Source organism: Paenibacillus dauci, from assembly GCF_000971985.1.
GTDB classification, from domain to species: domain Bacteria; phylum Bacillota; class Bacilli; order Paenibacillales; family Paenibacillaceae; genus Saccharibacillus; species Saccharibacillus dauci.
The window spans coordinates 1,432,803-1,444,978 of record NZ_LAQQ01000001.1; the positions used below are offsets into that span (position 1 = coordinate 1,432,803).

General features: G+C 39.2%; 14 protein-coding genes. All 14 read right to left on the reverse strand.

The genetic code is table 11. From position 1 onward, the window contains the following. Positions 1 to 38: 38 nt before the first annotated feature. The gene (deoD, locus tag WH46_RS13670; RefSeq protein ID WP_046227052.1) at positions 39 to 752 is read right to left on the reverse strand and encodes a purine-nucleoside phosphorylase; all 714 of its coding nucleotides are present in this window, start codon (positions 750 to 752) and stop codon (positions 39 to 41) included. 313 nt (positions 753 to 1,065) lie between these two features. Further along, positions 1,066 to 2,247 (reverse strand): phosphopentomutase, encoded by a 1,182-nt coding sequence (gene deoB, locus WH46_RS13675; protein ID WP_046227053.1) that lies wholly within the window; start codon positions 2,245 to 2,247, stop codon positions 1,066 to 1,068. Between the two features lie 190 nt (positions 2,248 to 2,437). Further along, positions 2,438 to 3,619 carry a NupC/NupG family nucleoside CNT transporter gene (locus tag WH46_RS13680; RefSeq protein ID WP_017813541.1) on the reverse strand — a complete coding sequence of 394 codons (1,182 nt, stop codon included), beginning with the start codon at positions 3,617 to 3,619 and terminating at the stop codon, positions 2,438 to 2,440. A 216-nt stretch (positions 3,620 to 3,835) separates the two neighbouring features. Next, complete coding sequence (locus tag WH46_RS13685) at positions 3,836 to 4,231, reverse strand: cytidine deaminase (RefSeq protein WP_017813540.1); 396 nt, start codon at positions 4,229 to 4,231, stop codon at positions 3,836 to 3,838. A gap of 193 nt (positions 4,232 to 4,424) precedes the next feature. Beyond that, positions 4,425 to 5,090 carry a deoxyribose-phosphate aldolase gene (gene deoC / locus WH46_RS13690; RefSeq protein WP_017813539.1) on the reverse strand — a complete coding sequence of 222 codons (666 nt, stop codon included), beginning with the start codon at positions 5,088 to 5,090 and terminating at the stop codon, positions 4,425 to 4,427. A gap of 571 nt (positions 5,091 to 5,661) precedes the next feature. After that, positions 5,662 to 6,039 carry a hypothetical protein gene (locus tag WH46_RS23880; RefSeq protein ID WP_052714232.1) on the reverse strand — a complete coding sequence of 126 codons (378 nt, stop codon included), beginning with the start codon at positions 6,037 to 6,039 and terminating at the stop codon, positions 5,662 to 5,664. Positions 6,040 to 6,076: 37 nt separating this feature from the next. Then, a complete protein-coding gene (locus tag WH46_RS13700) occupies positions 6,077 to 6,448 on the reverse strand; it encodes a hypothetical protein (RefSeq protein ID WP_046227054.1) in 372 nt (123 codons plus the stop codon). A gap of 457 nt (positions 6,449 to 6,905) precedes the next feature. Then, a complete protein-coding gene (locus WH46_RS13710) occupies positions 6,906 to 7,553 on the reverse strand; it encodes a hypothetical protein (RefSeq protein WP_046227056.1) in 648 nt (215 codons plus the stop codon). Between the two features lie 133 nt (positions 7,554 to 7,686). Beyond that, positions 7,687 to 8,196, reverse strand: a complete 510-nt coding sequence (locus tag WH46_RS13715; RefSeq protein WP_046227057.1) for a hypothetical protein — start codon at positions 8,194 to 8,196, stop codon at positions 7,687 to 7,689. Positions 8,197 to 8,275: 79 nt separating this feature from the next. After that, on the reverse strand, positions 8,276 to 8,854 hold the full coding sequence (locus WH46_RS13720) for a hypothetical protein (RefSeq protein WP_046227058.1): 579 nt from the start codon (positions 8,852 to 8,854) through the stop codon (positions 8,276 to 8,278). Between the two features lie 515 nt (positions 8,855 to 9,369). Next, positions 9,370 to 9,699: a hypothetical protein gene (locus WH46_RS13725; RefSeq protein ID WP_046227059.1), complete on the reverse strand. Its 330-nt coding sequence runs from the start codon at positions 9,697 to 9,699 to the stop codon at positions 9,370 to 9,372. Positions 9,700 to 10,173: 474 nt separating this feature from the next. Beyond that, positions 10,174 to 10,683, reverse strand: coding sequence for a hypothetical protein (locus WH46_RS23435; protein ID WP_052714233.1), 510 nt, complete (start codon positions 10,681 to 10,683; stop codon positions 10,174 to 10,176). Positions 10,684 to 10,918: 235 nt separating this feature from the next. Further along, positions 10,919 to 11,416 carry a hypothetical protein gene (locus tag WH46_RS13735; RefSeq protein WP_046227060.1) on the reverse strand — a complete coding sequence of 166 codons (498 nt, stop codon included), beginning with the start codon at positions 11,414 to 11,416 and terminating at the stop codon, positions 10,919 to 10,921. Between the two features lie 434 nt (positions 11,417 to 11,850). After that, positions 11,851 to 12,105: a hypothetical protein gene (locus WH46_RS13740; RefSeq protein WP_046227061.1), complete on the reverse strand. Its 255-nt coding sequence runs from the start codon at positions 12,103 to 12,105 to the stop codon at positions 11,851 to 11,853. Positions 12,106 to 12,176: the final 71 nt, after the last annotated feature.

The following is a 12,176-nucleotide window of genomic DNA, read 5'->3' on the forward strand; positions in this document are numbered from 1 at the left end:
TCTCGGCTATTTGTATTTCTTACTTAACGCTGAATCTCTTACTTTTGAAAAGAGATCGCTGCATCCAGAGCGACTTCCATCATCTCGTTGAAAGTGGTTTGTCTTTCTTCGGATGTAGTCTCTTCGCCTGTCAGCAGGTGGTCACTTACTGTCAGGATCGTCAGAGCGTTCACACCGAACTTGGCAGCGAGTGTGTACAGCGCGCTGGTCTCCATCTCTACACCAAGCACGCCATATTCCATCAGACGGCCTGTGATCGTTTTGTCATCACGGTAGAAGGAGTCAGAGCTGAAAATGTTACCTACATGCAGATTCAGACCTTTTTCCACACCACGATCATAAGCTGCTTTGAGCAGTGGGAAGCTGGCAACCGGTGCAAAGTTGTATCCACCGAAAATGTGGTTATTCATGCTGGAATCTGTACTTGCCGCTTGAGCGATGATTACGTCGCGCACTTTGACATTCTCCTGCATACCGCCACATGTACCTACACGGATCAGGTTCTTCACGCCGTACTCGCTGATCAGCTCATTGGCATAAATGCTGATCGATGGCAAACCCATACCTGTACCTTGTACAGAAATGCGTTGTCCTTTGTACGTACCGGTGAAGCCGAGCATACCGCGTACTTCGTTATAACAAGTTACATCTTCCAGATACGTGTCGGCGATGTACTTCGCGCGCAGTGGATCTCCTGGCAGCAGGATTGTTTCGGCGATGTCGCCTGATTTTGCAGCAATATGAACACTCATTTGTATATACCTCCAGATAAATAGTATGCGCTTCGAAGGAACCTCGCTTCAGCAATGGATCGGCTTTCACCCTCTGTTAAGAATGGATATCCGGAATGACTGCCTATAGCAGTCGATATCCATTCTTAAAGGAGGCCGCTACGCTGTTCCAGTCCGATTCCATTGCTTCCGCTTGGACAGAAGCTATTTTTATGGAGGGGTTAACGGCATTCGCTTAACCCCTTAAAATTAAACAAATAAAAATCCTATAATCTTCCCTCATGAAGATGACATAGATTTTGAAGTTGCTCCTGATTGTCTATGTCTCGATCTTTTACTTAAGATCGGACAGGAAGCTTTCGCCGTATTCAGGCATGTTCACGCCAAAGTTCTCGGCTACAGTTGCAGCGATATCGGCGAAAGTTTTGCGCAGTGGCAGTTCTTGGCCACCATTTGCAAAACGTTTGGAATAGACGAGCAGTGGTACGTATTCACGGGTATGATCGGTTCCGGTGTAGGTTGGATCGTTACCGTGGTCGGCTGTGATGATCAGCAGGTCGTCTTCTTCCATTTTCTCGAATACTTCCGGCAGACGTGCATCGTATTCTTCGAGGGCATCTGCATAGCCTTTTGGATCGCGGCGATGACCGAACAGGGCGTCAAAGTCGACCAGATTCAGGAAGCTCATGCCGTGGAAAGGCTTGGACAATACATTTACCAGTTGATCCATACCATCCATATTGGACTTGGTGCGGATCGATTCGGTTACGCCTTCACCGTCGTAGATATCGGAGATCTTACCAATTGCAATGACGTCCAGTCCTGCGTCCTGCATAGCATTCATCGTCGTCGGTCCGAATGGCTTCAGGGCGTAGTCATGACGGTTGGATGTACGGGTGAACTTCCCTACTTCACCGACAAATGGACGTGCAATAATGCGGCCCAGCATGTACGGATCATCCAATGTGATCTCGCGGCAGAATTCGCAGATCTCGTACAGTTCTTTGAGAGGAACGACTTCTTCGTGCGCTGCAATCTGCAGTACGGAATCCGCAGAAGTGTAGATAATCAGCGCGCCGGTCTTCACATGCTCTTCGCCCAGCTCGTCGATAATCTCGGTACCGCTGGCTGGCTTGTTGCCGATAACTTTGCGGCCTGTTTTCTCTTCGATACGCTGAATCAGCTCATCCGGGAATCCATCCGGGAATACGCGGAACGGTGTATCAATATACAGTCCCATGATCTCCCAGTGACCTGTCATGGTATCTTTGCCGCGAGAAGCTTCCTGCATTTTGGTGTAGTAAGCGAGCGGCTGCTCTGCTACCGGAACGCCTTCAATTTCGCTAATATTGGACAATCCCAATTTCGCCATGTTCGGCATATTCAGTCCGCCGTTCTCACGGGCGATATGTCCGAATGTATCGACATCAACGTCGCCGAATTCTGCAGCATCCGGTGCTTCACCAATACCTACAGAATCCATTACTACCAAGTGTACGCGTTTGAATGGTGTCATCGTTTATTACTCCTTTCAAAATAGACAGCTTGCTGAATCATACGCCATATCCATACAGGATATAACACCCTGTAGTCATGCTCAAACAGCAGGGGCTGTCTGAGAGGTACGATTCAACAAGCTGATGAGCTGTAAAATTGTGCAAAGGACTATTTTACAACAGATAAGTTACGATTGGAAATACTCTTTCTTACAGGAACAGACCGGCGATGATCGCAGACAATACACTGACCATGGTCGCGCCGTACAGCAGCTTCAGACCAAACTTGGCTACTTCGTTACCTTTTTTCTCGTTCAGGCCTTTAACTGCACCGGAGATAATACCGATGGAAGAGAAGTTCGCGAAGGATACCAGGAATACGGATACGATACCGATCGTACGTGCGCTCAGCTCGGTATGTTTACCCAGATCCAGCATCGCTACGAATTCGTTGGATACCAGCTTGGTCGCCATCAGACTACCTGAAGTAACCGCTTCGCTCCAAGGTATACCCATGATGAATGCAACCGGTGCAAACACATAACCCAACAGTTCTTGGAACGTAATATGGAAGATCAGATCGAACAGTCCGTTGATCATCGCGATCAATGCAACGAAACCGATCAGCATCGCAGCTACCGTAATGGCAACTTTGAATCCATCCATAATGTACTCGCCCAGCATTTCGAAGAAGCTCTGTCTCTCTTCTTCCTGCACTTCCAGTATATCCTCTTCAGGAGTTACACGATATGGATTAATCAGTGAAGCGATGATAAAACCGCCGAACAGGTTGAGTACAAGTGCAGTTACTACATAACGCGGCTGCAGCATCGTCATGTAAGAACCGACGATGGACATGGACACTGTAGACATTGCAGAAGCACACAGCGTGTACAAACGGTGCTTCGGCAGCATGCCGATTTGCTTTTTCACAGAGATGAATACTTCGGATTGTCCCAGAATTGCAGATGCTACTGCATTGTAGGATTCCAGCTTACCCATGCCGTTAATCTTGCTCAGTACCAGACCGATGTAACGGATGATAAACGGCAGAATTTTGAAATACTGCAGAATACCGATCAATGCGGAGATGAATACGATTGGCATCAATACGCTGATAAAGAATGGTGTGGAACCTTCTTTGTAAGCGAAGCCACCAAATACAAAGTCCGTACCCATATGTGCATATCCAAGCAGGTGATTAAATACGGTTGAGAATCCGCCGATCAGCAATGCCCCTACTGTAGTGTTAAGGAGGACAAAGGCCAATATCGCCTGGAGCACGATCATGATGATGAGCGGACGATAGCGGATATTTTTCTTGTTATTGCTGGCAATATAAGTCAATCCGAATACTACGAGAATACCAATAATAGCGATAAGATATTTCATAAACGATTAGCTCCTATTCTAAGTCTGCATCCGGTATGGTGCAGGAACCCGTTCATCACGGTCGATATTGTAACTTGCTGTGAAAAATTTGCGAAACGCTTTCTTCATAATCATAAAGCGCTTACATGGTTTGTTAAAATAACAAACGAGTTAGAACGTTGCAAAAAAATAATGGGGCCAGATCCATCATCTGGCTTGTACAACTTCCCATCCGTTTTACTTCTTGTCCATATCCTTGGCCTGGAAATATCCCGGCAGAATCTCGGATACACTCCACTCGGTAACGTCTCCCTTAAGGTTCGTCAGATAAACACGAGTGTTCTCATCACTGAATTCCGCGATAACCTGGCGACATGCACCACATGGCGATACCGGTCCGTCCGTATCAGCTACAATCGCAATCGCATCAATTTTGCGGATACCTTCGGAAGCAGCCTTGAAGATCGCGGTACGTTCTGCACAGTTGGTCAGTCCGTAGGATGCGTTTTCAATGTTGGCTCCGCCGTATACTTTGCCGTCTGCGAGCAGTGCTGCACCAACCTGGAAGTTGGAATACGGTACATAGGCGTTCTGGCGTGCTTCGATAGCCGCCTGAATGAGTTGTTCTTTCATCGTACATAGCCTCCTCGGGCATAAAAATTGACGATAATGAAGCTGGAAAGTCAGACTGCCGGAAGAATGCTGGTGTAATCAGTGTATGTGGTTCTGCAATCTTCGGCAGTCTTTCTGTCCTGTGTAATGCCTGATCCGGGTTCAGCTTTCCGTGCATTTCACGAAAAGCATAGAGCCATACAGATGCTGTGAATTAATAATCCGAAGTGGCCTGGCCACCTTCCATAATCTTCACACCGGAGCTCGCACCGATACGAGTTGCGCCAGCTGCAACCATCTGGTTCAGATCTTCCAGGCTGCGTACGCCGCCAGAAGCTTTGACCCCAACATCAGGTCCTACCGTTTTGCGCATCAGAGCGATATCTTCTGCTGTTGCTCCACCTGTAGAGAAACCAGTCGATGTCTTCACGAAGTCTGCTCCAGCTTGAACGGACAATTCGGAAGCGCGAACTTTCTCTTCGTCAGTCAGCAGGCAAGTCTCGATGATAACTTTCACAAGTGCTTTGCCTTTGGCAGCATTCACAACCGCCTGGATATCACGCAGTACCAGATCGTTGTCGCCGTCTTTGAGAGCACCGATGTTGATAACCATATCGACTTCAGTTGCACCGTTCTCGATCGCGTTAGCTGCTTCAAAAGCTTTCACTTCAGGAGTATTTGCTCCCAGAGGGAATCCGATTACCGTACATACATCCACTCCGCTGCCTTTGAGCTGCTCTGCGCAGTAGGCTACCCAAGTAGGGTTTACACAGACAGAAGCAAACTGGTATTTTCTTGCTTCATCTGTCAGTTTGGTGATTTCCGCCTTTGTTGCGTCCGCTTTCAACAATGTATGGTCAATAAGTTTGGCCAAGTTCATATGTGTATCGCTCCTTTAAACTATTCATAATTTCATACGCTTGTTATTACCCTGGATAACAAATTACATGCTGTGTATATGGCAAATCAGTAGTATATCTTGTTTGCATTAACATCATAGCATTGGTATGAACAAATGTAAAACAGTTTTTGAAAGTTTGTTCAGAGGCGGACGAACATTCGTCAGAAGGGGAAAACTATTGTATGATAGCACAAAATTCGTGGATTGGCATGTGAATTTTTCGTGAGGAGTTGAGAGGTTGTTAGCTGCATTTTACAGGGATGGAAAATGTATCTAAAAGTCACAGTTCATGTACTTCAAAAAGGAATAAGAGCACCTACGCTGGTTAAGCCTGGAGAGCCTGCACAGGAAATAGATAAAAGGTGATCTCTAAACTTAAATCAGTAAACATCCGGCTCCATAAAATCGCTGTTTTATTAACCTATGTTTGAAGTACTCAGCGTTCAAGATCTTCCTTGCTCTTATTTGCTTTCTTCCATTCTGTGCAAGAACATTACTTGCATGGAATGGAAGAAGTCTGGCTACCGACTCTATAAGCTAGCTATTTAACTTATACTTCGATCTCTCTCATATAACGCGTTACAGCAAAACCATCTTCTATATCATCTTGTTCGGAGGACCAGTATATGATCGTATTCAAATGGATCTGCTTGTGCTGCTCAAGCAGAAGTTTGATTCTTGACCAGATCGCAGAGCTGAATCCATGAACTGTAATATAATCATCAAATGATCCTATAATTATGATCATAAGAGCAAATCTCTGCTCTATGCTAAGAGAATGACGAGTGTAAAACTCAAGAAATTCCTCTATCCGGGATTCATCCGCTACAATATATTCCCAGTCCTGATCCCATTTGTCAGACAAATTCAGCTGGTTTATCAGAAAAGATTGCGCTGCTCCGGTTACATATTTGGGAGCGTTTGTCATATCGGTTACCTCTTTTATTCTTCGCTTAATTGATTATTTATGATTTTTCATTTTTATCAAATTGCGAATCTTCTGTAATTCTCTTCATTTCCGCCATGTATTCGTCATACGCTTCCTGAATTTTCTTCTTGCATATATTTCCCCATAATTCTTTGAGCATTGGCTCCATGTCTAATGCTTCTTCAGGGAGCATATCGCCTCCAAAACCAATCCATGCCTTTGTATCAGGTACTACTCCAAATTCGTCAGAGTAAGCAAGTTCATAAGGCGCGTAGGTGAAGCTGACATTAGGACAATTGTCTGCTAAACAATGATATCCCGGATGTTCCAATCCTGCCTTGCAGCACAAAGACGATTCAGAATGATCACCCTCGCAAAACACCTCTAACAGTACATGTCTGACTTTCATATTGTCCTCCTATTTGTACGTGGCAGCTCCTAGCAAGAACCAATGGCGGGTATTTAGAATTCCGTTTTCTATTCAAGCTTTTTATCCACATCGTTTCCTATGGCTCATACTTTGAATCTAACCTTTTACGAATAGTATCGTACTAGATCAGCATAAATCGTATTCAACAAATCTTCATTTAAGGAAAGTGGATAGATGTCGCTATCCTCAAAGCGATTGTTATTCACTTCATTCATCCCTTCGGCCGATTCAATAATGTAAGCATTAAGTTCTTTTACAAAAGTAACCTGATGATATCTATTATCTTTGTGAAAAAGTACCTTTTCGTTAATGGTCATTTTCTCAAAACCTGTTTTTTCAAATAATAAATAAATCTGATCTATGCTATTCATGCGTTATTTCTTTTCAGCCAGAGCCTTGGTTGGGAAATGGGAATATAGCCACTGGAAGATCCTCGTCATTTCGCAAAGTCACTTTTAACTAATAAAAACAAATCACCATCTTTATTGAGGATGAGTTCTTTATTAATGGTGTAATACATAATATTTGCATCACCATAATATATTTTTTCATACTTAGCGTCCTCATATACACTTATCTCTTTTAAACTTTGAAGATTTAAATCTGTTGCTACAGTACTTTCTTTTAGCCAATTCATATCAGAGAAGAAACTTTCATCGGAACTTTTACTAACTTTATAAAATATAGGTTTTTTAGTCTTTTCTTTACCAAACTTGATAGAATTTGAACTGAATATAATTTCTGTTCCAATTAATTTTTTAATTGTCTGTTCATCATTTTTTGAGCTACCAACTCCATAGGAATAAAGACGGTCTACCTTCCATTTACCTATCAAATCCTCTACTACTTCAGGTGTTGATTTATTAATAAGTGAAGTGGATTTATTAATAAGTGAAGTGGATTTATATGTATTTTCTTTGTCTACTATTACAAACGTAGTGCCTGTCTCTGTCTCTCGATTTGCAAAAATAGAACCTTGCTCAAATTCGTACCTTTCAACAGGGCTTCCAGTTACTGAGATCACAACGATGCAACTCACTATAACAAATAATAATGTGAATATCGTTTGCCATACTTTTTTCATCCATTCTCATTCCTTTCTTCTCAAACGTGACTTATTGATACTAACAAAAGTCCTCCAACAGGTTCAGAACATGCCTTTTGCATCATGGATTATTTGCCTGATTATCAAAATTAGTTTGATATGTAATCTGCATTTAAGGCCCATAATAAATCTGCATTGCTTTAACCTTCTGATTATCGTTATAGTCAAATTCTATCCAGGTATCTCTATCAATGAAAGCATCCTCTTTGTCTTTTACTCTTTTTACATTCTCGTATACTTTTTCAACTTCTTGTTGGGTTGATCCTATCCCAATTTCTTGCTTTCCAATTTTGTAGTCAGGATCTGTTATTGAAATATTATCCAAAAAATAATAAGGATTGGAATTAGCATTAGATCGTAATCCAAAGTAAAGAGTATACCCTTTATAATAAGAAAACTTCCCCGATTCTGCTCCTGTTTTCAAATTAATTTCTTTCTTTTCAGATAATGGACTGCCCATACTTTGGATTACATGTTTATATTCAAATCCTTCTATACCTATTTTACTAAAGTAATTTTTTTCTATATTTTGTTGAGAATCCAGTGCATAAAAAGTGCATAATGCAATAATTACGATTAGAGCTGTAATAATTATTTTATTCTTATGAACATTCAAATTCATCGCTACATAAACTCCTTCTCCATATATATTTAAATAATCATTAAACCCACTTTGTATTCATGATCTATAAAATACATTATTACGTTTTGTCCCAAATACCGGATGACACTTGTTGATAATCCTTAAGGTAACTACTTTCTGCTAGTTTTTGCTTTCCAAATAACCATCTAAGCACATTATGATTATTATGAAAAAAATCCTCGGAATTCGCAGAATAATTCAATACAACTTCTACACCCATCGCTGCATAAAGCAAGCCTTCAAATACATTACCTGGCGACTGTATTATATTAGAGATTTCATCATAGAGGGGTTTTATTTCCTCGTTTATTGTATCGCTGTCCAAGATCTGTTTATACGCCGTATCTATTGAGAAACTTGTTTCATACACATTATTAACTTTACAAATTATCATTCCACATTTATATGTGCCGCACTTACCTTCTACTATTATTATTCTTTCATTATCAAGAAGCCTAATCATCTCATTGGAGCTAATTTTAACATCATGGGTTGCTAATTCCTCAAAACCCCAATTTTTCACAGACTCTACTTTGATGATGCTAGCGTTCATTCCTTTTTCTTTTGCAACTCGTATTAGCCTATTCAAATCAATAAGACTGTTCGTGAATGTAATAACATTGAAATTAGCACCCATCTTTAATCCCCTTCCTTGATTTCCCCAAATTATCTTGATGCTGTTAATATTTTTCTTGAATATCCCTCCTATGTCCCCCTATTGGATTATTTGGTAGTTTTTCAAATGGTGTAGAAGCAATTATTACATGCTTTCCTTTATTCTTGTCATCTCACCGATGAATTTCAACTGATACATTACCCGATTGTTTCTCTCACAATAGTCATCGCTTTATATTGACAGTTAATTACAGACTGATTTGCATTCACACTTTATTTTAGAAAACAGGAGAAAACAAGGAGAAGGAAATACGAACTATATAGGATGACAACGGATGATTTTGAGATACAAATGTTGTCAGAAATCAACTAAAGGGGAGTATAAAATTCAAGCTAATTGAAAGAAATTGTGTATACCAAGATTTTGAGAGTATCTTATACCGAGATAATAGACGTTAAATTCATTTTATCGTAGCCACCCGATTCATTAGTAAAAAAGATCTCGAAGAACTATAAAGCTCTAATAAGATCTCAATCTTATTGGAATATTATATAGAACAAGAATGCTTTTTTATATTGGGTTGCTGACAAGAGATAATACTGTATATTGTTCTCGGTATCTTCTCTTAAATAAAAAGTAGAGTTATATTCAAGGAATCGTACTAGAGATGCAAATAATTCTTTTACTGTATTCAAGTTATACTCTAATAGCGTTATCAAAACATTATACTGTCCTTCATCGTATGTAATAGTAAAATCCACAATATTCTTCTGTCTTTCTAAGAAATCGTTAGCCTCTGACCAAATGCCAATTTCATATTCACAATTAAGTGAATTTGAGATCATAAGCAATGTATCTTTATCCATTTAGTACCCTCCATCATTTTTATAATTTTGGTGTATGTTTATTACAGTTACTCTCAAATTTCAGCCACTCATATTTTATCAGATAAAAGACTAAAGCATATTAACGAAACCCATCTATTTGCATATCGCCGCCTAATTCCTTCATTGCATCAATTTTCTCGATTTCTTTTTTGGAAAACATATATCTTTCTCCTGTTTTATCAAACTAGGTCTCCGCAATATTATTTAGCTTCTTCAAGTGACACATCGTTACAAAGTGTAGACAGCCACGGTTTTGACCAGGATTTGCATGAATCCGAACCTTAGTACCAGTTTTTGGATCAACAAAAATGGTCGCATCCCCACTCTTTTTTCCGCCTGCTTCAATAGTTTTCTTCGACCCTGACGTTCTCTTCAAAGCAGCTACCCGATACATTCAGCACTAAGTAGGGCCAAAAGCCTTAAGATTTAATATCCGTGAAGCCTTCAAATATTTTAAAGATAGTTCAGGTTAAATAACTCTACATCCTTAGTATAGACATCAACAAATGCGCCCAAGGGGAATGGCTTACCTATTGCTTCAATACAAACAATGCTTTCGTCTAGTCTTATGACTGTGTAACCATCATTATCTATAGACTCGATTTTTCCAGTTAAGATAAGATCATCATTAACTGACTCTATATTATATTTCCTACTAAGCGAGCTAAGAATGTTATTACCCCACAACAAATTATCATGAATTTCAATCTCTACATGATATTCATTATTTACTACTGGTGAATCTCCATACCATAAAGCTTTCCCACTTCCTAATTTCGATTGAAATAATACGAAACACTTTTCATCTATATACTGAAAATCAATTATCAAAACCTTCATTATTTGATTCCTTTTTATTTGTATTCTAACAAATATGTTAGTAACATCCATCGTATTCGTATGTAGGTCATATGTCCAAGTTTCTTCATGATAATGACCTTTATTTATCCCGATAGAATCCATTTCATGTTTTGTAAACCTTATAAAACGTGTCTCATCTACTGACCATAATCTATAGAAGTAGTATGTACCTGCCTCTAGCCAGCCTCTACAGGATCTTGTTTAATATCCGATTACCCTAACATTGATTACGAGCTTTGCAGTCAAAATCAATCCGATTCATGTGACCACTGGGTTGGAGTAAAAGAAAAACCTTAAGGTATACTCCCTCAAGGTCTATGAAATAACTTAAGATTATTTATAATTCAATCACAGTTGAAATTTCTTTGTATCCTTCCGGCAGATTGCGTCTCCATTGGTTTTCTACTTTAGATGCACCAATGTTTATACCTAAAAATGAAGGATCTATAAATAATTCTTGATTGTCGGATAAAATCAATTTTAATGCACTACATATCAACTCAGAATTATTTACCTCTAAGTTAAACAACTCGATTATAACAATCTTATGGTCTATCATAGGATTATCAAAAATAACTCCACTGATTCTTGATTTTGCAGGTATCACATCTTCAAAATCGATGTCTATTTCAATAGTATCAACTTTAGCAATGGATATTTTTGAATATTGCTCAATCGATTGAATTTTAATCAATTGGTCTCCGAACTCAAAAATAAGATAGTCCGTGTTAGCAACAAATTCTGACAACCCATTTTCTTCAATATTTACAAAACCTGTTAAATATATTTCATCCAATCTAAACTTGCTTATTATCTCTGTGATTTCTTTTAACATTCAGAGCTCCTTTCTGAACATTATTGGAATACTATATATAAGATGTATTTCTCATTATGCTACCTACTGATTTAAGCGATATTCACCGATATGACAGCTAGCATAGAAAAAATGATTGGAGCTATGATACTCCTCTAAAAGCCCCACTCTAATTTTTGAATGCCCTCCTTAGAGGAGTCCAGGTTATTCTATATCATAAATATTTGCGTCTTGTAATTCTACTTTTCTTTCAGATAATTTTCTAAAGTAAATGGCAACTTTGGCTTACTATTTATTGTAATTATCCTCCAATTTATTATCGTATCCAACATTCAATTTTATTTTATTACCTTTTTGTGTGTGAACTGTTGAATGGTACTTCATATCAATTAAGCTATATCGAGTGTCTTGTTTGGTGATTATCAAATCAGAATATTTTTCATGTATGTAATTGTTCACTTGATGTTCAAATATATACCACACTTACCTCCCAAGATTATTCTTTTATTATCAAGAAGCCTGATCATCTCATTGGAGCTAATTTTAACATCATGGGTTGCTAATTCCTCAAAACCCCAATTTTTTACAGACTCTACTTTGATGATATTATCATTCATTCCTTTTTCTTTTGCAACTCTTATTAGCCAATTCAAATCAATAAGACTGTTCGTGAATGTAGTAATATTGAAATAGCACTCACCTTTAATCATCCTTCTTGATTCTCCTGTTTTATCAAACTTATAGCTTTTTGATCTTATTAATTTTCTAAAACAAAATACCA

Excerpts from the sequence above, each read along its gene's own strand:
- WH46_RS13710 (WP_046227056.1), bottom strand. The coding sequence starts at position 7,553 with ATGAAAAAAGTATGGCAAACGATATTCACATTATTATTTGTTATAGTG.
- WH46_RS23435 (WP_052714233.1), bottom strand. The coding sequence starts at position 10,683 with ATGGATTCTATCGGGATAAATAAAGGTCATTATCATGAAGAAACTTGG.
- WH46_RS13685 (WP_017813540.1), bottom strand. The coding sequence starts at position 4,231 with ATGAAAGAACAACTCATTCAGGCGGCTATCGAAGCACGCCAGAACGCC.
- deoD (WP_046227052.1), bottom strand. The coding sequence starts at position 752 with ATGAGTGTTCATATTGCTGCAAAATCAGGCGACATCGCCGAAACAATC.
- WH46_RS13735 (WP_046227060.1), bottom strand. The coding sequence starts at position 11,416 with ATGTTAAAAGAAATCACAGAGATAATAAGCAAGTTTAGATTGGATGAA.
- WH46_RS13720 (WP_046227058.1), bottom strand. The coding sequence starts at position 8,854 with ATGGGTGCTAATTTCAATGTTATTACATTCACGAACAGTCTTATTGAT.
- WH46_RS23880 (WP_052714232.1), bottom strand. The coding sequence starts at position 6,039 with ATGACAAACGCTCCCAAATATGTAACCGGAGCAGCGCAATCTTTTCTG.
- WH46_RS13715 (WP_046227057.1), bottom strand. The coding sequence starts at position 8,196 with ATGAATTTGAATGTTCATAAGAATAAAATAATTATTACAGCTCTAATC.
- WH46_RS13725 (WP_046227059.1), bottom strand. The coding sequence starts at position 9,699 with ATGGATAAAGATACATTGCTTATGATCTCAAATTCACTTAATTGTGAA.
- deoC (WP_017813539.1), bottom strand. The coding sequence starts at position 5,090 with ATGAACTTGGCCAAACTTATTGACCATACATTGTTGAAAGCGGACGCA.
- WH46_RS13680 (WP_017813541.1), bottom strand. The coding sequence starts at position 3,619 with ATGAAATATCTTATCGCTATTATTGGTATTCTCGTAGTATTCGGATTG.
- WH46_RS13740 (WP_046227061.1), bottom strand. The coding sequence starts at position 12,105 with ATGATTAAAGGTGAGTGCTATTTCAATATTACTACATTCACGAACAGT.
- deoB (WP_046227053.1), bottom strand. The coding sequence starts at position 2,247 with ATGACACCATTCAAACGCGTACACTTGGTAGTAATGGATTCTGTAGGT.
- WH46_RS13700 (WP_046227054.1), bottom strand. The coding sequence starts at position 6,448 with ATGAAAGTCAGACATGTACTGTTAGAGGTGTTTTGCGAGGGTGATCAT.